This is a genomic window from Streptomyces sp. NPDC002776 (assembly GCF_053592195.1).
Map to the genome: position 1 here is coordinate 164927 of NZ_JBSFVG010000015.1, position 22839 is coordinate 187765.

Sequence of the window (22839 nt, forward strand, 5' to 3'; positions counted from 1 at the left end):
GGCGGAGTACCGATTGGCGGAGCACCCCCCTGCTTGCGCTAATGTATGTGTCGCAGCGAGCGTCCGCCCCCTGGCGAATACCCAGGTAGCTACGTTCGATGCAACGAGGCATTCCTCCGTAGCTCAATTGGCAGAGCAGCCGGCTGTTAACCGGCAGGTTACTGGTTCGAGTCCAGTCGGGGGAGCTCGGTCCTCCGTAGCTCAATTGGCAGAGCAGCCGGCTGTTAACCGGCAGGTTACTGGTTCGAGTCCAGTCGGGGGAGCAGGTTGAACGAGGGCCCCTTCGGGGTCCTTTTTCATGTCCTGATCCGGTGCCGGGAACCGCGCGCGGCGCGCCGAAGTCCTTCAGGGCATGCGTAGTCGACCATCCGAAGCAGGAGATCGTATGAGCGGCTATGCTGCGGCAGACGGCGCGTACAAATGTGCGCGACACGCCGCTATGGGGCGGTAGCTCAGCCGGTTAGAGCAGCGGACTCATAATCCGTCGGCCGTGGGTTCGAGTCCCACCCGCCCCACCATGAGCAGGCCGGAGAAACGTTCTGACCTGTTATGCGCCCCGTCCCCGAAGTCGGGACATCACCCGTTCAGTTCGGCGTCGCGTGTGACGGCATAGAACCCGAGGGAACGCAGTACGGCGGTGATGGGGTAGTGGGGCAGGACGGGTTCGAGGGCCGTCCACTCCTGCTCCACCAGCGCCCGTGCCCGGGCCAGCGCGAGGTCCGCAGCCCCGCAACCGGTGATCGCATCGACGCACCGGGCGACATCGTGCGCGTCGGTCGGCCGGGCCCGCACCTGACGCCACAGGCGGAGGGCCGCGTCCCTGGGCAAGATCTCCAGCGCGCAGGTGAGGGGATACGTGAGGCGGCCGTTGCGGACGTCCTCACCCGTCTCCTTACGGACGTCCCCGACACGCGACCGGTGCCCGAGCAGGTCGAACACGTCGTCGGCGATCTGGTAGCCGAGCCCCAGTGCCTCGAAGTACGCGCACAGCGCGGTTTCCTGGGCGGGTGTGGCGCGCCCCAGCACCGCCCCGATCTCAGCGAGGGCGCGGACCGGCAGGGCGGTCTTGAGACGGTGCACGGCGAGGACGCTCTCACCGAGGGTCCGCCCGTCCTGCCGAGGGAAGTCGGCGTCGGAGCCGCCCGCGATGTCGAGCGCCTGCCCGGCGTGTGCGGCACGCAGCATCGAGCACAGCACCTCGTAGGCGCGCAGCCGGTCGGCCGGTTCCAGAGGAATGCACCGCAGTGCCCGGTCGAAGGTGAAGTACGCCGCCGTGCCCGCGTTGATGGCGGTCGCCTGGCCGTAGAGCCGGTGGGCCGCCACCCGGCCACGACGCAGCTCTGCGGCGTCCTGCACGTCGTCCACCATCAAACTGCCGGTGTGCAGCAGTTCCACTGCCGCGAGCAGGGGCCGGTAGGGGTCGCTGTCGACTCCCAGCGCCTCCAGAACGGCGGCGAAGGCGAACGACCTCCAGCTCTTGCCGGCGCCTTCGACGGTGTGCCGCACCGGGGCGGCCAGGGCGCGGTGCAGCACCTCGTGCGGTACGGCCGCCAGCAGCGGCTCGGCGACGGGCCCGATCAGGTCACGGGTGGCGTCGGGCCCCGCCTCGGCCGGGTAGAACAGCCGCACCTGGGCCCTGGTCTCGGCTCCGATCGTCTCCATCACAGGGTCCAGGCTGGGCAGCAGCTGCGCCGGTTTGACCTCGACGAAACCGGTGCCGCTGACGGCGCGGCCACCGAAGGACCCGCTGACCTCGACCCGCCCCTCCCAGAAACCGCGGTGCACAGTGATCGTCCGCACCTCCTGCTGCGGATAGGACGCCCGCAGCAGAAGGTCGATGCCACGCGACGGGGCCGTCAGGCGCCATGCGACGGGGTAGCGGTTACAGGTGGCCAGTGACGTCCAATGGGCTTGTGGCTCCAGTGCCCAGTCGGTGAGCGGCTCCGCGCCGGTGCCCGGCGGGCCGACCAGGAGGGACGTACGGTCCGCGGTCCGCCTGGTTCCGTCCCGGTGGTCGACCTTGCGCCAGGTGGACACGGACAGGTCGTAGCCGTTGTCCAGGTGCAGACCGCACCAGTCCCACTCCGGCTCGCTGTGCGCGTAGCCCTCCTCTGCCCGGATGAGGTCGATGCCCCACTCGTGGTCGTACCACGCGGTGCCGGAGACGATGTCGTGCCGGGTGCCGTCGAGCGTGACGCTTCCGGTGACGTCCAGGCGGGTGACGCTGTAGTAGCGCATTCCGTCCTCACCGTCGCCCAGTCCGGCCACCTCACCCGTTTCGCCCTGCCAGGCGGCTGAACGCTGCGGAGTCAGCACGCAGCGCAGTGCGTAGCCCCGCTGCGGATGATTCACGTCGAGGTGATAGCGGCCCTCCTCGTCACGCAGCAGTCCGCCGTGCGGGCCGTAGCCGATACGGAACGGGGAGGTGCCGAACGTGACGGTGCCCTCCAGCGGCAGGTCCGGCAGGGGTGGTTGGTCGGCCGACAGCAGATGCTGCAGGGCCTTCCTCAGCAGTGGTGCGTAGGCCTGGTCATGGTGCAGCACCGACCGGATGAGCGCCAGGTTGGCCGGGTCCACGCAGGACATTGAGGTGTAGCGGCGCTGCTGCGGCTCGCTCCACGCGGCGGCCATGGTGTGTGAGTGCCCCGCCGTTCCGTCGGGGCGCCGCTCGCCGATCCGGAAAAACGCGGCGAACACCGACACGGGGTGGCCACCGGCGGTCGTCAGGTGCAGATTGACGTACCACCACTCCATCCCGGCCCCGGCGTGCGGCAGGTCCGGGTCGCCCTGCTCGTCCAGCGCTGAGAGATACCGAAGAGCCGACGTCCGCCTCGCCGCCACCGAACCCGCCGGTCCGCCGAGCATCATGTCCGACATCGCGAACTCCACATCGTCAAGGTGCCTCGGGCTCGCCGGAGGCGGGCGAGGGGCACTGGCTTGCATGCTCTCCCGCCTGGCCATCAGTGCACTTTCCCGCCGTAAGAGAGCGGCACCGTCCGAGAGGGCAGCACCACTCGAAGGAGTGCGCTGTGCCATGACGCTCGCGAGCTGGTTGTCGCGGCTCGCCGGGGTGGCAGGTGGGACGGGCCAGGTGGTGGACGACGGAAGGCGTGTACGGCACGGGGGCGCAGTCGCTGGGGTGATGTGCGCGCTCCTCCTTTCGGGCCATGGCTCGGTGGCGTAGGGGTTGGGACCGCGGTGCGGCACGGCACGCCTGTGACGTTGACGTGCAGGACCCGTCTCCCGCGACGGGGGACGAACGCCCCCACGACTCCCTCGGCAGAGGGGCATCCGTGACGCAGGCCCTCCGTCGAGGGGGAGTACCCACCGCTGCACCAACGGTGAGCATCCGGCGGTGTCCGGTGGCCAGGACCGCGTGGCACCAACACCAGGAGGACCGATGAGGACCCCTTGCACTCTGCGCACGATCATTGGCGCGGCCTTGCTGGCAGCGCCGGCCATCGCGCTCGCTCCGCCCGCACACGCTGACAGCGCCGGCACCTTCATAGAGTGTCTGACCGGCAACAGCACCCAGGAGTTCTCGAACCCCATCACCTACACGCCGCAACAGACGGAGATCAACGAGACCGGCACGGTCGGCAACTGCGTGTCCGACGTGCCGAATCTGTCCTACGGCACGTACGTGTACTCCGGCAACGGTGTCCTGTCCTGCCTCGGCGGCAACTCGACCGGCAAGTTCACCTGGAGATGGCACGACAACGACGGCAACGTCATCGGCAGCACCGTCGTGGGCCTGGACGAGAACGACCCCGCGGTCGTCACCCGTGTCAACGGCAACAACGTCGCCGCCACCACCGCCGACACCACCGGCGGCTCGATCATCCACCCCGGCCGCATGGTGTACACCGAACAACTCATCGCCACCGACCAGACCGCCTGCCTGCTGGGCGGGCTGAACACCCAGACCGGCACCAACCTCGGCCTGACCTTCATCCGCAACCTCACCTGACCCACCTGAACGGCACCCACCCGCCGCGCTCTCGCGTAGGGCCCTCTGTCCCGGGAGGATGCGGGGCAGAGGGCCCGGGGCTGTGGCGGCCGGGTGTCCGGGGCGACCGTCGTTCAGGCTTTGGCGACGTTGCCGATGGTGCTGTTGACGTTGCCGACGGTGCTGTTCAGGTCGCTCAGGGGGCCTGCGTGTGCGGCGGGGGCCGCGGCGGCCATGATCAGGAGGGTGGCTGCCGGTGCGGTCCAGCGGGCGAGGCGGCGTACGGCCGGCGTCTGCGGGGTGGCGCTGTTCTTCGGCACGGGTGCTTACGTCCTTCCGGAGCGGGGGTGGGGTGGCGGTCAGGTCAGCCGAAGATGTTCGCCAGGCCCGTGACGGGCTGGGAGGCGGGCTGATCGCACCGGCCGCCACGGCACCGGCGAGGACGGCCCCCCAGGAAGGGAACGCACCACCTGCCTGTCGGCCGCGTACGGCCCGGCGGCACACCAGAACCGTGGCAGCGGTATACGCCTCCGCGAGCATGATCAGAACACCGGTCAGAACCGGTTGATGGAGCCCCATCGACTGCGCCTCTCACCGTACGGCCACGCCTCGCCATGGCGTGCGCGGCGGGTAGCAGCAGCCACCCGAATCCGCCAACGAACCACGCCGGAACAGGGGATCGCGATCCGCCCAAGAACACCCGAAGGGAGGGCGGACGCCGATGCGATGGGTTCGCCCGGGCGGTGATTCTCGGCCAACTCAGGTGTGTTCCGGCCGCCTTGGCCTGACAGTGCCCGTTCCCCGGAGCACTCGATATGCTCGCTCAGATGTTCAGGTTCCGGCTGCTCGTGACCTCGTACGCCGTGTCCGCCTATGGCAATTACCTCAACCTGATCGCGCTGAGCCTCTTCTCCTACGAGGTCACGGGCACCGCCTTCGGTATCGGGGCCGTGATGGCGCTGCGGCTGCTCGCGGGGGTCGCGGCGGGGCCCGCCGCCGGAGCGGTCGCCGCTCGGGTCGGGCGCCGGGCCGTGATGATCGGCGCCGACACCGCGCAGGCCGGTGCCATGACCGTGCTCGCGGTGTGCGGGACGCGGACGCCGTTATGGGTGCTCGGCGCTGCCGTCATGGTGCTGGGGGCCGGGAACACCTTCTTCGGGGTCGCCCTGCGCAGCGCCGTCCCGGTCATGGTCGGGCAGGAGGGCCGCGCGCACGCCAACGGGCTGCTGGTCACCGCCCGTTCACTCGCCACGGTCCTCGGCTTCGCCTCCGCCGCCCCCGTCATCGCCCACGGCGGCTACGGCACCGCCTTCGCCGTCAACGCCGCCAGCTTCGTGGTGTCCGGGGTTGCCCTGCTGGTGCTGCGGCCGCGCACCGAGGAGGAGACCCCGGGCCAGGCCGCCGACTCCGGGCCCGCCCTTCCCTGGTGGCGGGCGGCGGCCGGGGTGCCCGCGCTGCTGCTCGGGCTGATCGCGCTGCGCGGGACGGACGCGCTGGCCTCCTCCTCGCACAACGTCGCCCTGCCGATCGCGGCCGAACTCGCCGACGCCGCGGACCCCGCGCTGTACATGAGCCGGTTCTGGGTCGCCTGGGCGGTCGGCACCCTGCTCGCCCATCAGGTGCTCAAGCGGGGCGGCACGGCGCGCGGGGAGCGGGCCTTCGCGCTCGGCACCTGCGCGATGTCCTGCTCCTTCGTCCTCGCCTTCACCGGGCTGCCCGCCGTGGCGCTGACGGTCGCCGCCGCGGCGGCCGGGTTCGCCGACGGCTGGACCGAGATCGTCTACACCTCACGCCTGCAAGCCGCCGGGGACCGGGAACGCGGGCGGCTGTTCGGGCTGTCCGCCATGGCGGAACAGGGCGGCTTCGCGCTGGGCACGGTCGCCGCCGCGGCCGCTCTGGAGTCCCTGTCGCCGCTGACCGTCGTCGCGCTCTTCCACGGAGTCGCCGTGTGCGGGGCCCTGGCCCTGCTGCTCGCGCTGCGCGCGGGACGCGTCGACCGGAAGACCACCGGCGTGCGCTACACGAAAGATCAACCGACGTCCGAGGCACCGCAAGAGGGAGAGGGGTCGCATGGAACGCGTACGGGGGACGGCTGTCTGCCGGGGACCTGAGCCGGAACGGGACGCCTCGGATCCGCCGAACGCGGTGGAGGCGCTGCTGCGGGCGGCGGAGTCGGCGACGGACGCGGGGGTCGTCGCCGTCGGCGCCGACGGGTCCGCCACCCGCCTCAGCCATCCCGAACTCCTCCTGCGGGCGCGCCGGTTGCTCGGCGGACTGCGGGAGCGCGGGGTGGGGCGCGGGGACGTCGTCGTGCTCTGCGGGCTGCCGCTCGTCGACTTCTTCCCCGCCTTCTGGGCCTGTGTGCTCGGCGGCATGCGGCCCGTCGCCATCGCGGAGCCGCCCCTGCCGGGCTCGCCCGCGCGGGAACGCCTGCTGCACGCCTGCGCGTTGCTGGACAACCCGCTCGTCCTCACCGACGGGACCGGCGTCGAGGGAGTGCGGGTGGCGGACGTGCGCGAGTGTGCGGCCGCCGCGCCCGCGCACGAGTACGTCCATCCCGACGGGGCGGACGTCGCGCTGCTGATGCTCTCCTCCGGCAGCACCGGCGCCCCGAAGGCCGCGCGGCTCACCCACGCGGGCCTCGCCGACTTCGCCGCGAGCAGTCGGCGGATCCTGGACGTGCGGCCCGAGGACACCATGGTCAACTGGCTCCCGGTCGACCACAGCGGGGCGTTCCTGCTCTACCACCTGCTCGCCGTCTTCGTCGGCTGCGACAACGTCCACGCGCCGACCGAGCGGGTCCTCGCCGATCCGCTGCGCTGGCTCGACCTGATGCAGGAACACCGGGCGCGGCACGCGTGGGCGCCGACCTTCGCCTACCGGCTCGTCGCCGACGCGCTCGGCGCCGCGGACCCGGTCCCGGGCAGGTCCTGGGACCTGAGCGGGCTCAAGACCCTCGTCTGCGGCGGCGAGCAGATCACGCTGCCCGTGATGCGCGGCTTCCTCGACGCGACCGGTGCCTACGGCGTCCGCGAGGGGCACATCGTGCCCGCCTGGGGGATGGCGGAGACGGTCACGGCGGTCACCTACGGCCGTCTCGACCGGCCCGGCACCGTGCACCGTCTTCTCAAGCGCAGCCTGGGTGGTGACCTGGTGCGCGCCGACGCCGCCGCGCCCGAGGACGAGACGGTCACCTTCGTCGCGGCCGGCGCGCCCGCGCACGGGGTCACCCTGCGCATCGTCGACGACCGGGGCGACCTCGCCGCCGACGGGCGGATCGGCCGCCTCCAGGTCCACGCGCCGGCCCGGCTGACCCCCGGCTACGTCGACGACCCCGACGCCGACGCGGCGGCCTTCCCCGCCGGACGGGACTGGCTGGACACCGGCGATCTGGCGTTCCTCGACGCGGGGCAGGTCGTCATCACCGGGCGCCGCAAGGACCTGATCGTCCTCAACGGGCACAACGTCCACGCCCATGAGGTGGAGGAGGCCGTCAGCACCGTGCCCGGCATCCGGCAGGGAGAGGTCGGCGCGTGCGGGGTGCCGGACGCGGAGCGCGGCACCGAGGAGCTGGCCCTGTTCTTCGTCAGCCGGGGTGCCGAGGAGGACGTACGGATCGCGCGGGAGGCGAGGGCGGCCCTGTACTCCCGGTTCCGCCTCACCGCCGCCCACGTCACGCCCGTGCGGGAGGCGGACTTCCCGCGGACTCCGGCAGGCAAGGTGCGGCGAGCCGCACTGCGGGAACGGTTCCTCGCGGAGCGGGCCGGGGTGGGGCCGGGGGGCCTCTTCGGGCCGGGTGCCGCGTCCGGGGCCGGCGCCACGTCCGGGGCTGGCGGGCTCTCTGGGCCGGGTGCCGCGTCCGGGTCTGGCGGCCTCTCCGGGGCTGGCGGGTCCTCTCGGCCTGCTGCCGCGGTCGGGGCTGGTGTCGAGTCGGGGCCGGGTGTCGAGTCCCGGCCGGGTGCCGCCTCCGGGTCTGGCGTCCCCTCCGGGTCTGGCGTCCCCTCCGGGTCTGGCGTCCCCTCCGGGTCAGGCGCCGCGTCCCGGCCGGGTACCGCGTCCGGGCCCGGCATGGCGTCCGGGTCTGGCGCCTCCTCCGGGTCTGGCGGGCCCTCCTGGTCCGGCGTCCCCTCCGGGCCTGGCGTGGCGTTCCGGCCTGGTGCCGCGTCCCGGCTGGGTGCTGCGGCCGGGCCTGGTGTTGCGTCGGGGCCGGATGTCGAGTCCGGGCCGGGTGCCGCCCCCAGGTCTGGCGCCGGCTCCGGGCCTGGCGCCGGCTCTGGGCCTGGCGTCCCCTCCGGGCCAGGCGCCGCGTCCCGGCCGGGTACCGCGTCCGGGCCCGGCATGGCGTCCGGGCCTGGCGCCGACTCCCGGTCTGGCGCCCCCTCCCGGCCGGGTGCCGCGTCCGGGCCCGGCGTGGCCTCCGGGTCTGGCATCCCCGGCGGGTCTGACGCCGCCTCCCGGTCCGCCGCCGCCTCCCGGCCCGGTGTCGGCGTCGTTGCGCGGGTTGTGGGGGAGGAGCTTGGGGTTCTTCTTGGGCGGGCGGTCGACGCGTATACCCCCTTCTATGAGCTCGGTCTGACCTCCGTGCTCGTCGTTCGGTTGCGGGCCCGGTTGGAGGAGCGGCTTGGGGTGGGGATTCCGCAGACGGTGTTCTTCGAGCATCCGACGGTCGCGGCGCTCGCCGCGCATCTGGGGGACGCGCCGGTGGACGTGCCGTCGGCGCCGGTGGCGGACGCCGGGGGCGCCGACCGCCGTATCGCCGTCGTAGGGATGGCGCTGCGCTTTCCCGGCGCGGACACCGTGGACCGGTTCTGGGCCAATCTGCGGGACGGCGTCGACAGTGTCGGGGTCTTCGGCGAGATCACGGCCGACCGGGTGCCGGTCGGCGGAGTCCTGGACGGGGCCGAGGAGTTCGACGCCGAGTTCTTCGGCATGAGCCCCAAGGAGACCGGGCTCACGCATCCCGCGCACCGGCTGTTCCTGGAGTGCTGCCACCGGGCGCTGGAGGACGGCGGCTACGCGGCGACCGAACCCGGCACCAGGATCGGCGTGTTCGCCGGTTCCGGCATGAGCCTCTACGGCCATCAGGCGCCGGTCGAAGCCGGGGCGGCCCCCGACGACCCCGCGACCGGCATGCAGAGCGCGATCGGGCGCCAGCCCGACTTCCTCGCCACCCGCGTCGCCTACCGGCTCGGGCTCACCGGCCCGGCGATCGGTGTGCAGACCGCCTGTTCCACCTCGCTGGTCGCCGTCCACCTGGCCACCCAGGCCCTGCTGAGCGGGGACACGGACCTGGCGCTGGCCGGTGCCGCGGCCGTGCATCTGCCCCAGGAGAGCGGCTACCGCCCCCACCCCGGGTCCATCCTGTCGCCCACCGGACGCTGCCGGGCCTTCGACGCGGACGCCGACGGCACGGTCGGCGGCAACGGCGTCGCCGCCGTCCTGCTCAAACGGCTCGACCGCGCCCTCGCCGACGGCGACACCGTGCACGCGGTGATCCTCGGCTCGGCGGTCAACAACGACGGCGCGGGCAAGGTCGGCTTCACGGCCCCGGGGGTCACCGGGCAGGTGGAGGTGGTGCGGCAGGCGCTGCGCCGGGCCGGGGTTCCCCCGGAGACCATCTCGTACGTCGAGGCCCACGGCACCGGCACCCGGCTCGGCGACCCGGTGGAGTTCGAGGCGCTCGGGCGGGCGCTGGGCGAGGGGGCCGGGCGTACCGTTCCCTGTGCCGTCGGGTCGGTCAAGCCGAACATCGGGCATCTCGACAGCTGCGCCGGCATGGCCGGACTCATCAAGACGGTCCTGATGCTGCGGCACCGCACACTGGTACCGACGCTTCATCTGACCCGGCCCAACCCCGAACTCCGCGCGCCCGCGCTCACCTTGGCGACCGAGCTGCGCCCCTGGCAGGTCGTGGACGGCACCCCACGCCGGGCCGGGGTCAGCGCCCTCGGGGTCGGCGGCACCAACGCGCACGTGGTGCTGGAGGAGGCGCCGGTGCGGAAGGCCGCCGATCCCGATCTCCCGGTTCTGGTACCGGTTTCGGCCACCGACGACGAGGCCCTGCGGTCCTTCACCGACGCCCTCGCCGAACGGCTGCGCCAGGAACCCGCCCTCGCCGCCGGTGACGTGGCCGCCACCCTCGCCCTCGGCCGCCCGCATCGCCCCTGCCGGGTCACCGCGGTGGGCCGTACCGCCGAAGAGCTGACCCGGACACTGACCGAACGAGCCTCGGAGCGTGCGCTGTTGGGGCCGGTGACCTTCGCCTTCCCGGGCCAGGGCAGTGCGCGCCGGGGGATGGCGAGCGGGCTGTACGCGGCGTTCCCCGCCGCCCGGCGGATCCTCGACCGGTACGACTCGTTGTCGCCGCTCCTCGACGCGGGGGAGGACGACCCGGTCTGGCCCACCGAGACCGCGCAATCCGCCCTCTTCGTCCACCAGGTCGCGCTCGCCGAGGCGTGGCGGGCGGCCGGAGTACGCCCGGCACTGCTCCTCGGACACAGCGTGGGGGAGTACGCGGCGCTGTGCGTCGCCGGGGCGATCAGCGTGGAGGACGGGCTGCGGCTCACCGCCCGGCGCGGAGAGCTCATGCACACCCTGTGCCCGGCGGGCGGCATGCTCGCGGTGCGGGGCGGGCGGGAGGAGGTCGAGCGCGTGGCGCGGGAGGCGGGAGCTGAACCGGCCGCCGTCAACGGGCCGCGTTCCCACGTCATCTCGGGGTCCCCGGCCTCCTTGGAGGTCGCGGCCCGCCTTCTCGACGAGGCGGGGCTGCGATGGCGGGCGCTGCCCGTGGACCGGGCCTTCCACTCCGCCGCCGTGGACGAGGCGCTGCGCGCATTCCGTTCGTACGCCGAGCAGGTGACGTACCGGCCGCTGCGCACCGCGCTGATCACCACCGCCGACGGTGAACTGCGGCCCGAGGGCTGGACCGTCGACGCCGACTATCTGCTCCGCCAGGCCCGGCGGCCGGTCCGGTTCGACCTCGCCATGGCCACCGCCGTCGATCGCGGCTTCGGCGACTTCGTCGAGATCGGCGCGGGCGACACGCTCACCGGTATCGGGCGGCACTGCGCGCCGGGCAGCCGCTGGCTGGGCGGGCAGGGCCCGGGAGCCGGGGCCGTCGAGCAGGTGCGCGGGGTGCTGACCGGGCTGGGGGCGGCGTACGAGCGGGGTGCGGAGCTGGACTGGCGGGCGATCACGGGGCGCGGCGGGCGGGTGTCGCTGCCGGGGCATCCGCTGCGGGCGCGTCGGGCCACCGAAGTCACCGGCGCGGCACCCTCCGGTGAAGTACTCGCCTCCGTACGCGAGTTGGCGGCCGCCGCACTCGGGTGCGAGGTTGCCGACCTCGCGCCGGACCGCTCCTTCTTCGAGCTCGGCGCGGACTCCCTCGCCCTGATGGGGATGGCGTCCCAGCTCGAGAAGCGGTACGGCGTGCGCGTACCGGTGCGGGAGCTGTTCGGGTCGGCGGACACGCCCGCGAGGCTGGCGGAGCTGCTGGGGGCGGGGGCGGGAGTGACGACGGATCCCGCTCCGGCACCGGAACCCCGGCAAGCACCGGAACCCGAGCCCGCCCCCCTCGCCACCCCCATCGCCCCCGAAGCAACACCCCCCGCCCTCCACGACCTCTTCGCCCAGCAGCTGAAGCTGGCCCAGCAGCTCGCCGACCAGGTCACCGGAGTCATCAACCGCCAACTCGACGTCCTGGCCGCCCCACCGGACCCGAACCCGAAACCGGACCCGAACCCGCACCCGGAGCCGGTAAGGGCACCGGAACCGGCCGCCACCCCTTTCACCCCCACCCCCTTCACCCCCACCCCCTACACCCCCACCACCGGCCCCGACTTCAGCCTCTACTTCTTCGGCGACTACCCCGAGGACACCGCCCACGACAAGTACGGCCTCATCATGGACGCGGCCGAGTTCGCCGACCGCCAGGGCTTCCACGGGCTCTGGTTCCCCGAGCGGCACTTCAACTCCTTCGGCGCCCTGTTCCCCAACCCCTCCGTCCTGGCCGCCGCCCTCGCCGCCCGGACCAGCAGGATCCGGCTGAACGCCGGTTCGGTCGTGCTGCCCCTGCACCACCCGGTGCGGGTCGCCGAGGAGTGGTCGGTCGTCGACAACATCTCCGGCGGCCGGGCGGGCCTGTGCGTCGCGAGCGGCTGGCACGCCACCGACTTCGCGCTGGCACCGGAGAACTACGGCCGCCACCGCGAGGTGATGTACGAACGGCTTGCGACGGTCCGGCAGTTGTGGTCGGGACAGCCGGTCACGGTCACCGCGGGCGACGGCGCACAGGTCGACGTACGGCTGCACCCCCGCCCCGTCCAGGTCGAACTGCCGCTCTACGCGGCGGTGGTGGGCAACCCGGACAGTTACCGGCGGGCCGCCGCCGAAGGGCTCGGTGTCGTCACCAACCTGATGACGCAGACCGTCGAGCAGCTCGCGGCGAACATCGCGCTGTACCGGCGTACCCGTGCCGAGCACGGCCTCGATCCGGCGGCCGGGCGGGTCGTGGTCCTGGTGCACACCTACCTCGGCGAGGACGCCGAGCGGGCCCGGGCGGAGGCGTACCGGCCGTTCGTGGCGTATCTGCGTTCCTCGCTCGCCCTGTTCGACCAGGTCACCAACAGCCTGGGTTTCGACGTGGACCTGGCGAACACCCCGGAGGAGGACGTCGAGTTCCTGCTCGGGCGGGCCTACGAGCGCTACTGCGCCTCCCGTGCGCTCATCGGCGACGAGCGCTCGGCGGCCGGGTCGGTGGAGCGGCTGGTGGCGGCGGGCGCCGACGAGATCGCCTGTTTCGTGGACTTCGGCGTGCCGAGGGAGCAGGTGCTGGCCGGGCTGCCGGTACTGGACCGGGTGCGGCGCCGCGCATACGAGCCCGGCCCGGCGGTCGCCGTACCCCGCCGTACGCCCCTGTCGCCCGCCCAGCGCCGCATCTGGTTCCTGGAGCGGCTGCACCCGGGCACCACCATGTACTGCGAGCCGAAGGTGATCCGGTTGGACGGACCGCTCGACGTGCCCGCGCTGCGCCGCGCGTTGCAGCGGGTCGCGGACCGGCATCCCGCCCTGCGCACGGTGTTCGGGGAGGCCGACGGGGTGCCCTACCAGGAGATACGGCCCCGGGTGGACCTGGACTGCCCGGTGGACGACCACAGCGGCGCGACCGAGCGGGAGGCGCTGCGTGCCGTCCTCGCCGCCCACGCGCGCGGCGGCATGGATCTCGGCGCGGGACCGCTGGTCACCGCCCGGCTGCTGCGGCTCTCGGAGGAGCGGCACCTGCTCTTCCTGCTGGCCCACCACATCGTCTTCGACTCCTCCTCCACCGCCGTCCTCGCCCGCGACCTCGCCGCCTACTACCGCGGTGAGGAGCCGCCGCCGCTCCCCGAGCCGCCCGCGCCCGCCCGCCCCGGCCCCGAAGAAACCGCCGCCTCCCTCGACTTCTGGCGCCGCGAGCTGGCCGGCGCCCCCGAGCTGGCCCTGCCCACCGACCGCCCCCGCCCACCGGTCAGGACCGGCGAGGGCGCGAGCCTGACGCACGACCTGGACGCCGGACTCGTCGGGCGGCTGCGCGCCTTCGCCGCCGGGCAGCGGGCCACCCTGTTCATGACGCTGACCGGCGCGATCGGCGCGGTGCTCGGCCGGTTCGGCGGGCAGCGGGAGGTGGTGCTCGGCACCGCGGTCGCCGCCCGTCCCGCCGGCGCGGAGGACCAGGTGGGCCTCTTCCTGGACACCGTCCCGCTGCGCGTGGACCTCGGCGGCGACCCGGACTTCCCGGCCCTGCTGCGCCGGGTCCGCGACGGCAGCATGACGGCGTACGAGCACCGGGGCGTCCCCTTCGACGAGCTGGTCGGCGCCCTCAACCCGCCGCGTGACCCGAGCCGCAATCCGCTCTTCCAGGTGATGGTCGAGTACGAGAACGAAGGCGGCGTCGACTTCGACCCGCCCCGGCTGACCGCGGCCCTGCTGGACGTGCCGAGCGAACGCGCCCCCTTCGACCTCAGCGTCTATCTGACCCACCACGCGGACGGCCTGCGGTTCATGGTCGAGTACGACACGGCCCTGTTCGACGAGGCGACCGTGCGGCGCCTGGTGGACCAGGTGGAACAGGTTTTGCGCCGGGCCCTGGAGGACCCCGCGGCCCCGCTCGCCGACCTCACCGACCCCGATCCGGGCCTGCTCGCCCGGCTGGGCCGCCTCGACGAACCCGCCCCCGACGTCGAGGACACCCTGCACGGCCTGGTCGAGCGGCAGGCGCCGGACGCCGTGGCCCTCGTCATGGCGGAACGGCGGCTCACCTACGGCGAGTTGAACACCGCCGCCAACCGGCTCGCCCACCTGCTGCGCGGCCGGGGCGCCGGACGCGGCGCGCGGGTCGCCGTACTGCTGCCGCGGGGGCCGGAGTTGATCACGGCGCTGCTGGGGGTGCTGAAGAGCGGTGCGGCCTATCTGCCGCTCGACCCGTCCGCGCCCACCCCGCGGCTGGCCGCCCTGCTGGCCGACGCGCGCCCGGTCCTCCTGCTGACCTCGGGCCAACTGCTCGCCCGGCACCCAGGCCTGGGCACCGAGGCGCACCTGATGGAGGACACGGACGCCGCCCTGCCCGGAGACCCGCCCGCCGTGGACGTACGCCCCGAGGATCCGGCGTACTGCATCTACACCTCGGGTTCGACCGGCCGCCCCAAGGGAGTCGTCGTCCCCCACCGGGGCCCGGTGAACCTGGTCCGCGCCCACCTCGCCGCGCACCCGCCGCTGCGCACCCTCCAGTGGACCTCGCCGTCCTTCGACGTCAGCGTGCAGGAGATCTTCACGACGCTGGCCGCGGGCGCCGAACTGGTGCTGATCGACGACGAGGTGCGGTACGACCCGGCGGCCGTCGCGGAGACGGCGCGGCGGCACGGGGTGCAGCGGATGTTCATGCCGTGCACGCCGCTGCGGTACCTGATGGAGACCGGCCCCCAACTGCCCGCGCTGCGGGAGCTGTTCTCGGCGGGGGAGGCGCTGCACCTCACCGACGCCTTCCGGCGGTTCCTCGCCGGACACCCGGCGTGCGCGCTGTACAACCAGTACGGCCCGACGGAGACGTCGGTCATCGTCACCTCGCACCGGGTCGATCCCGGGGGCGAGACCCTGCCGCCCATCGGCACGCCGGTGCCGGGCGCGCGGATCCTGCTGCGGGACCCGGCCGGGCGGGCGGTGCCGGTGGGTGCCGTCGGCGAGCTCTGCGTGGGCGGAGTCCCCGTGGCGCTGGGCTACCTCGGCCGGCCCGAGGAGACGGCGGCGGCCTTCGTCGACGGCGGGGCGCTGTACCGGACCGGGGATCTGGCGCGCTGGCGCGGCGACGGCACGCTCCAGTACTGCGGACGCGCCGACGACCAGGTCAAGATCCGCGGTCACCGGGTCGAACCGGGCGAGGTGCAGGCGGCGTTGGCCGCGCTGCCGGGGGTGCGGGACGCGGCGGTCGTACCGCGCCGGGACCGGCACGGGGAGAGCGAGCTGGTCGCCTACGTCGTCGCCGACGACCCGGCGCCGCTGCGGGACGCGCTCGCCGCCGAGCTGCCCGGGCATCTGGTGCCGGGGCGCTGGGTGGCCCTGGACCGGCTGCCGGTGAACGCGTCGGGGAAGCTGGACCGGGCCCGGCTGCCCGAGCCCACCGGTCCCGCGCGGGCGGACGCGGAGCCCGCCACCCCGCTGGAGAAGTCCCTGCACGAGCTGTGGTGCGAGGAGCTGGGTGTGCCCCGGGTGCCGGTGACCCGGCCCTTCTTCGAGCTGGGCGGTCATTCGCTCGGCGCGATCCGGCTGCTGCACCGGATGGCGGAGGAACTGGACGTCGAGGTGTCGATGGCGGACTTCTTCCGGGCGCCGACGATCAGGGGGATCGCGTCCCGGGCCGCCGACCGGCGGGTGGCCGCGACCGTGCCGCTGACCTCGACCCTGCGCCGGCTGTGGCGGCGGCAGCACGAACGCCCCGACCCGTCCGTCTACAACGTCGCCCATCGCATCGACATTCAGGGCGAGTTGGACGTCGAGCGCCTGCGCAGCGCGCTGGCGGAGCTGGTGCGGCGGCACGACGCGCTGCGCGGCAGGTGCACCGAGCAGGAGTTCCAGGTGCTGGCCGAGGTGCCGGTGCAGGTGCCGGTCGAGGACGTCGTCGACGCCGGTCGCTGGTGCGAGGAACACGCCCGGGTGCCCTTCGCGCTGGACCGGGCCCCGCTGTTCCGCTTCCGGCTGGGCCGGCTCGCGGCGGACCGCTGGATCCTGCTGACGGTGTTCCACCACGCGGTGTGCGACGGCTGGTCGCTGGGCGTGCTCCGGGAGGAGCTGGGGCAGCTGTATCAGGGGCGGCAACTCCCGCGGGCCTATGGACAGTTCACGGACTTCGCGCGCGACGAGCACGAGCTGACACCGGCGCGGCGGGCGGAGCTGGAGCGCTACTGGCGGACGGAACTCGCCGGAGCGCCCCTGCGGCTGCCGCTGCCGTACGACCGACCCCGCCCCGAGCGGTTGTCGGGCCGAGGCGCTCTGCACACCTGGACCGTCGGCGGCGACACGCCCGCCCGGATCGCCGAGACCGCCGCCCGCCTGGGGGTGACGCCGTACGCCGTGCTGGCCTCGGCCTTCGCGCGGTGGGCGGGGCGGCTGTGCGGTGATCCGGCGGACGTGGTGCTGGCCGCGTCCAGCGCCAACCGCACCCGGCGCGAGCTGGCGGGGACGGTCGGGCTGCTCGGGGACGCGGTGCTGGTGCGCGCCAGGCTGTCACGGGCCGCGGACTTCGGGGAGCTGGCGACCCAGGTGGCCGGGAGCCTGTTCGCGGCACTGGATCACCAGGAGCTGCCGCTGACGGAGGCGGTGGACCTGGTGGAGCCCGGGGACGGCCTGTTCCCGACCGTGCTGTTCACCGTGGTCACCACCCCGCCGCCGACCCTGGACCTGTCCCCGCTGCGGACCCGGGTGGCGGGCCTGGCGCTGCCGGAGGTGGCGCGCACCGAGCTCTACGTCGTGCTGGAACCGGGCGAGACGGAGATCAGGGTCACCTTCGAGTACTCCACGGACCTGTTCACCGCGTCGACCGTGGAAGGGTGGGCCGACACCTTCACCGCGCTGCTCCAGCGGCTGCCGTGACAGCGCGCGGGGGACCGGCTCGGGTTCAGGAGCCCAGGGGGTCCAGTTCCAGGGGCTGGATGCGGCCCTCCAGCATGGTGCCGAGTCCCTGGACCGCGCACACGTCCGGGCGCTCGGCGATGTGCACGGGCATCCCCGTGGCCTGCCGCAGCATCTGGTCGAAGCCCGGCAGCAGGGCACTGCCGCCGACCATCATGATCCCCCGGTCGGCGAGGTCGGCGACCAGGTCGGGCGGGCAGTCCCGGAGCACCTTGCCGATCCCGTCGAGCACGGCGGTCAGCGGGGTCTGGATGGCGTTCCGTACGGCGGCGGTGTCGACCTGGACCGAGCGGGCCAGGCCGGTGGCGACGTCCCGTCCGTGGATCTCCGTGGAGGCCGGCCCGTGCGGGGTGAGCCCGTTCCCGGACAGGGCGAGCTGCAGCGGCCGTACCGACTGGCTCGGCAGCACCAGTTCGTGCTGGTGGCGCAGGTGCTGGACGATCGCGTGGTCCACGGCCTCGCCGCCGACGGCGATCCGCTGGGCCGTCACGATCGAGCCGAGGGAGAGCACCGCGACCTGGGTCGCCGCCGCGCCGCACACCATGATCATGGTGGCCTCGGGGCGCTCCACGGGCAGCCCGCAGCCCACGGCGGCGGCGATCAGCGTGTCGACCAGCTCCACCCGGCGCGCCCCGAGCCCGACCAGCGTCTCGATGGCCGCGCGCTGGGCCAGTGGATCGGCGTCGTGCGGGGTGCACGCGGCGGCCCGCAGCCGCGGCTTGCGGCGCAGATTGCGGCGGATCTTGTCGCCCAGCAGATGCCGCAGCATGCGCTGCGCCATCTCGATGTCCACGACCGTGCCCCCGGAGACGGGGCGGACGACACGGATGTAGTCCGGCGTACGGCCGGTCATCTTCTCCGCGAACTCGCCGACCGCGATCAGCGCGCCGGTGCGGGTGTTCACGGCGGCGGCGGAGGGCTGGTCGACGACGAGCCCGGCCCCCTTCACGTACACCCGCGTCCTCGCCGCGCCGAGGTCGACGGCGAAGTGGCAGCGGCGCAGCTGCTCCAGACTGGCGGTCATGGCAGGCCTCCCGAGAGCACGGACCGTGGCCCGCCGGGTGGCGGGCCTCACTCGCATCGTGCGGGGGGCGGGGAGACGGCGCGTGTTGTGGTGGGCCGGGCGGGGCGCCGCTGAATGGGGGGTTTTGTCGCTTATCTCCCTTATGAATATTCCATAAGGTCAGTGGAGGCGGCGGCTCTCGAGGGGTGGAGAGAGCCCGAGCTGTGCGGGCCTGTGGCGGAGTCAGCCGCTCGGTGCGACACCGCGGATCACCCCCAGCCCTGCCAAGTCCTGCGGCCGGATGCGGAGTTGGTCCGCGGTTGCCTCCACCTCGTGCGGCGGGCGCTTCAGGATGGCCGCCGCCAGCTCCGGTGCGATGACCGAGAAGTAGCTGTCCGGGGTGGCCCAGGTGTTGCCGGGCGCGGCCAGCGCCAGCGCCCCGCCGGAGCCGCCCTCGCCGATGACCAGCGTGGTGACCGGCGTCCGCGCCGCGGCCACCGCCGAGAACAGGTCGGCGATGGCCGCCCCCGCGCCCTGCCGCTCCGCCTCCGCGTCATTCGCCGCGCCCGGGGTGTCCACCAGCGTCAGCGCCGGGATGCCGAGCCGGTCCGCGAGCCGGATCAGCCGGGCGGCCGTGCGGTATCCGGCGGGCCGGGTGGCGCGCCCGGTCTGCGCCGCGTAGGCGACCGTACGGCCCTGGTGCTCCCCGAAGCCGCACAGCATGCCGTCCGGGTCCGTGCCGCCCGCGCGGTCACCGCCGATCGCGACGCGCTCGGTGAAGTAGGCGTCCAGATAGGCCTCGGCGCGCGGGCGTTCGGGGGTGCGGGCCCGGCGTACCGCGTCCCAGCCGGTCGCCGGGAGCTCCGTGGAGCCGAGGGGCGCCGGCACCGGCGCGGGTTCCCCCGAGGGCGCTGTCAGCAGGCGCAGCCACCGGGCCAGCGTCGGGCGCAGCTCCTCCGGCTCCACGAGCGCGTCGGCCGCGCCCGCCGCCACCTGTGCCTCCGCGGTGTAGGCGGCGGGGTCCGCGGTCACGGGCCGCACCCGTGACCCGGCGAAACCGACCTGGGCGCCGGGCAGCGCCAGCACCACGTCGGCGCCCGCGCCCAGCGTGGCCCAGCCGCCCCCCGTCGTCGGGTCCCGCAGGACGGCGATCTGTGCGAGGCCCGCCTGCCGCGTGAGCACCGACTCGCGAGCCACGCGCTGGAGTTGGGTCAGGGCGAGCATGCCCTCCTGCATCCGGCTGCCGCCGGTGGCGATCAGCGGCACGACCGGCAGCCGGTAGCGCCGGGCGTGCGCATGGGCCGCCTCCAGCCGGTCGCCGGTGCGTTCGCCGAGCGAGCCGCCGAGGTAGCCGAACTCGAACGCGATCAGCACCGCCCGGGTGCCGCCGACGCGCCCGGTGCCGCAGACCACGGACTCCTCCTCGCCGGTGCGCTCGGCGGCCCGCAGCCGGGAGCCGTCGTACCCGCGCCAGCCGAGCGGGCCGTCGGGCGCGGAGTCCCGCTCGGGGTGCGGGAGTTCGACGAAGTCGTCGGTGACCAGGGCGAGGAACTCCCGGGCGCGGAGCCGGTCAGCCATGGTTCAGCGCCCGCTTCATGATCTTCCCCATGTCGTTGCGGGGCAGCGCGTCCAAGTGGTGCACCACCCGCGGCCGCTTGTGCGGGGCGAGCCGCCGGGCCACGTGCTCGGCCAGCTCCTCGACGCCGGGCGGGGCCTGCGGGTCGGCCGGTACCACCCACGCCACGATCCGCTCGCCCAGGTCGGTGTCCGGCTCCCCGGTCACCGCCGCCTCCCGCACCGCGGGGTGCTCCAGCAGCGCGTTCTCGATCTCGCCCGCCCCGATCTTGTAACCCCCGCTCTTGATCAGGTCGGTGGCCTTGCGGCCCACGATCCGGACGTACCCGTCGGGGTCGCGCACCGCCATGTCCCCGGTGCGGAACCAGCCCTCGGCCGTGAAGGCGTCCGCCGTGGCGTCGGGCCGGTTCAGGTACTCGGTGAACAGGTTCGGACCGCGCACCTGGATCTCGCCCACCGTCTCCCCGTCGTACGCGGTGATCGGTGCCCCGTCCTCCTCCACCAGCCGCAGCTCCACGCCCGGCAGCGGCACCCCGACCGTCCCGGGGCGGGCCTCGCCGTCGGCGCGGATGCTGGTGTTCATCAGCGTCTCGGTCATGCCGTACCGCTCGATGACCCGCCGCCCGGTCGCCGCCGCGATCCGCTCGTGGTCGTGCACGGGCAGCGCCGCCGAACCCGACACCAGCAGCCGCGCGGTGCCCAGCGCCCGCGTGAGCGCCGGGTCCCCGGGGAGCGCCTGGGCGATGCGGTGGTACATCGTCGGCACGCCGAACAGCATGGTCGCGCCGTCGGCCAGCTCGCGCGCGACTCCCTCCGGGCTGAACCGGCCGAGGTGCCGCACCGATCCACCGCGCCGGAGCGGTCCGAGGATGCCGAGGACGAGACCGTGCACATGGAACAGGGGCAGGCCGTGCACGAGGACGTCGTCACCGGTCCACCCCCAGGCGTCGGCGAGGGCGTCGAGGGTGTGGGCGACGGCCCGGCGGGGCAGGACGGCGCCCTTGGGCGGTCCCGTGGTGCCGGAGGTGTAGACGACGAGGGCGGGGTCCTCGTCGTCGGCGGGCCGGGGGTGACGTGGGCCGGTGGCGCGCACGTCGACGTCCACGCGCTCCAAGACCCTTAGTGGCGCTGGCAGTTCGTCACCCGGCGCGGCCAGTACGAAGCCGGGTGCGCTGTCGGACAGGATGTGTCCGAGCTCCTTCTCGCCCGACTTCGGATTGAGGGGCACGGCGGCGACCCCGGCCTCCAGCGCCGCGACCACCGCCACGGCGGTCTCCAGCGCCGGGGTGGCCCACACCGCGACCCTGCCGCGCCCCGCGATCCGGTCCGCCAGGGCGCCGGTCGCGGCGGCGAGTTCGGCGTACGTCAGGGACCGCTCCCCGAACCGCAGAGCGGTCCGGTCGGGCGGGCCGCCGGCCAGGGCCGGGAAGAGAGTGGACACGCGTCGTACTCCTTGGGCGTCGTACGGGCTCCGGTTACGCCATGATGCCGACCGAACCCCGGATAACCGCCCCGCATCGCCCGGTTGCCGGTGTGAGTGCGCCCACGCCACCCGTGGGACGTGGCCGACGCGTCCCTCCCGCGGCGCGACCCCTTTCAGGCCGACCGGGCCGTGAACCAGGCCGCCAGTTGGCTGCGTCTGCTGAAGCCCAGCTTCACCAGGATGCGCTCGACGTGGCCCTCCGCGGTGCGCTGCGAGATGACCAGCGTCTCGGCGATCCGCCGGTTGGTCAGGCCCCGCGCGACCAGCGCCGCCACCTCGGCCTCCCGGCGGGTGAGCGGGCGGGTGTCCGGTTCGGCGGTCGTGCCGGTCGCCGGGCGCCGCAGGGTGCCCAGCGCGTAGGCGAGGGCGTCGTCGCGGGACAGGGCGGCGCCGCGCCGGTGGGCCCGCTCGTAGCCCTGGTCCCCGAGCGCCCGCCGCGCGTGCCGCTCGGCCGGACCCGGGCGCGCCGCGCCCTGCGGCTGGGCCGGATCGCCGCCGATGTCGTGCCAGATCCGGTCGACGGCCCCCCGCAGCACGGCGGCCCGCTCGGCGTGCCCGGCGAGCGCCTCCGCCGCGGACAGCAGGTCCAGGGTGCGGGCGAGGCTCTGGCGCCGGTGGCCGGTGTACGGCAGCCGCAGGCACGCCCGCGCGTGCTCGGCGGCCCGGTCGTACTCGCCCAGCGACCAGTGCGCCAGGCCCAGCGTGCGCAGCGCCCAGGCGCGCGCCCACTGTTCGCCGTACGCCTCGCAGACGGCGACGGCCTCGGCGCACAGCCCGGTCGCCTCGCGGGCCCGGCCCCGGCTGACCAGGGTGCAGGCCAGCTCGACGCGGGTGAGGACGACGAAGCCGACGGTGGTGGTGGCCGCCCGGCCGGTGCCGTAGACGTCGGGCGGTATCGGGGGCGGGGCCGGCACGGGCAGTTCCGCGTCGGCGGACCGGGTGCCGTGCGGGGGGTCGGCGCCGGCGAGGACGGCCGCGGTGCGGGTGTGCACGAGCGTCATCAGCGCGCCCGCCCACATGGCGCGGGTCAGCGCCGCCTCGGGGCGCGCCCCGGTCCGCAGCGCCCGGTCCAGCCAGTGCCGGCCCTCGCCCCAGGCGCCGCCCGCCACCCAGTGGAACCACAGCGTCGCGGCCATCCGCAGCCCGTGCTGGGCCTCGCCGGGGGTGGTGACGCAGAAGTCCAGCGCGGCCCGGAAGTCGTCCCGGTCCAGCCGCAGCCGGTCGGTGACGGCGGCCTGGTCGGGGCCGAACCACGTCTGCTCGTACGTGGCGGCCAGCCGCGCGAAGTGGTCGCGGTGCCGGCGCCGGGTGACGGTCACCTCGCCGATGTCCGCCAGCTTCTCCAGGCCGTAGTGGCGCAGCGAGACCAGCAGCCGGTACCGGTCCTGCCCGCCGCGCTCCTCACGGATCAGCACCGACTTGCCGACGAGCCCAGCAACCGCGTCCCGTACGGCGCCCGCGTCCCGTACGGCGCCCGCGTCCCGTACGGCGCCCGCGTCCCGTACGGCGCCCGCGCCCCGTACGGCGCCCGCGCCCCGTACGGCGCCCGTGCCCGGCCCCGCGCCCGGTCCGTCGTCCGCCCCCGGCCCCGCCCCCGGCCCCGCGCCCACCCCCGGCCCCGCCCCCGGCCCCGCCCCCGGCCCCGCGCCCACCCCCGGCCCCGCCCCCGGC

9 protein-coding genes and 3 tRNA genes are annotated in these 22839 nt (G+C 74.3%); 6 read left to right on the forward strand and 6 right to left on the reverse strand.

The annotated features are described in order from the left end of the window. The first annotated feature begins 112 nt into the window (after positions 1 to 112). The 3 genes from ACWD11_RS27455 to ACWD11_RS27465 all read left to right on the forward strand — a co-directional run bounded on the left by ACWD11_RS27455 (position 113) and on the right by ACWD11_RS27465 (position 518). Positions 113 to 185, forward strand: a tRNA-Asn gene (locus tag ACWD11_RS27455). Positions 186 to 190: 5 nt separating this feature from the next. Next, positions 191 to 263, forward strand: a tRNA-Asn gene (locus ACWD11_RS27460). A gap of 178 nt (positions 264 to 441) precedes the next feature. Continuing rightward, a tRNA-Ile gene (locus ACWD11_RS27465) sits at positions 442 to 518 on the forward strand. 58 nt (positions 519 to 576) lie between these two features. Here ACWD11_RS27465 and ACWD11_RS27470 read toward each other — a convergent pair. Beyond that, a complete protein-coding gene (locus tag ACWD11_RS27470; protein WP_451286171.1) occupies positions 577 to 2877 on the reverse strand; it encodes a polyprenyl synthetase family protein in 2301 nt (766 codons plus the stop codon). A gap of 565 nt (positions 2878 to 3442) precedes the next feature. Between ACWD11_RS27470 and ACWD11_RS27475 the strand changes: the two genes are divergently transcribed. Beyond that, positions 3443 to 3970, forward strand: coding sequence for a hypothetical protein (locus tag ACWD11_RS27475; protein WP_451286172.1), 528 nt, complete (start codon positions 3443 to 3445; stop codon positions 3968 to 3970). A gap of 113 nt (positions 3971 to 4083) precedes the next feature. On the opposite strand, the gene ACWD11_RS27480 is transcribed toward ACWD11_RS27475, so the two are convergent. After that, positions 4084 to 4269, reverse strand: a complete 186-nt coding sequence (locus ACWD11_RS27480; protein ID WP_451286174.1) for a hypothetical protein — start codon at positions 4267 to 4269, stop codon at positions 4084 to 4086. Positions 4270 to 4776: 507 nt separating this feature from the next. On the opposite strand from ACWD11_RS27480, the gene ACWD11_RS27485 reads away from it, so the two are divergent. Continuing rightward, complete coding sequence (locus ACWD11_RS27485; RefSeq protein ID WP_451286175.1) at positions 4777 to 6060, forward strand: MFS transporter; 1284 nt, start codon at positions 4777 to 4779, stop codon at positions 6058 to 6060. Beyond that, entirely contained in the window at positions 6020 to 17068 is an 11049-nt protein-coding gene (locus ACWD11_RS27490) for an amino acid adenylation domain-containing protein (RefSeq protein ID WP_451286177.1), read from the forward strand. The genes ACWD11_RS27485 and ACWD11_RS27490 overlap by 41 nt, the downstream gene beginning before the upstream one ends. A gap of 25 nt (positions 17069 to 17093) precedes the next feature. Here the strand turns inward: ACWD11_RS27490 and ACWD11_RS27495 are convergent, their stop codons facing one another. The 4 genes from ACWD11_RS27495 to ACWD11_RS27510 all read right to left on the reverse strand — a co-directional run. After that, the gene (locus ACWD11_RS27495; protein WP_389416185.1) at positions 17094 to 18131 is read right to left on the reverse strand and encodes a rod shape-determining protein; all 1038 of its coding nucleotides are present in this window, start codon (positions 18129 to 18131) and stop codon (positions 17094 to 17096) included. A gap of 222 nt (positions 18132 to 18353) precedes the next feature. Beyond that, entirely contained in the window at positions 18354 to 19688 is a 1335-nt protein-coding gene (locus ACWD11_RS27500; protein ID WP_389416186.1) for a carboxyl transferase domain-containing protein, read from the reverse strand. After that, positions 19681 to 21126 carry an acyl-CoA synthetase gene (locus ACWD11_RS27505; protein ID WP_451286180.1) on the reverse strand — a complete coding sequence of 482 codons (1446 nt, stop codon included), beginning with the start codon at positions 21124 to 21126 and terminating at the stop codon, positions 19681 to 19683. The genes ACWD11_RS27500 and ACWD11_RS27505 overlap by 8 nt, the downstream gene beginning before the upstream one ends. Positions 21127 to 21281: 155 nt before the next feature. Further along, positions 21282 to 22839, reverse strand: a 1558-nt coding sequence (locus tag ACWD11_RS27510) for an ATP-binding protein (protein ID WP_451286181.1), incomplete at its 5' end; no start/stop codon positions are given.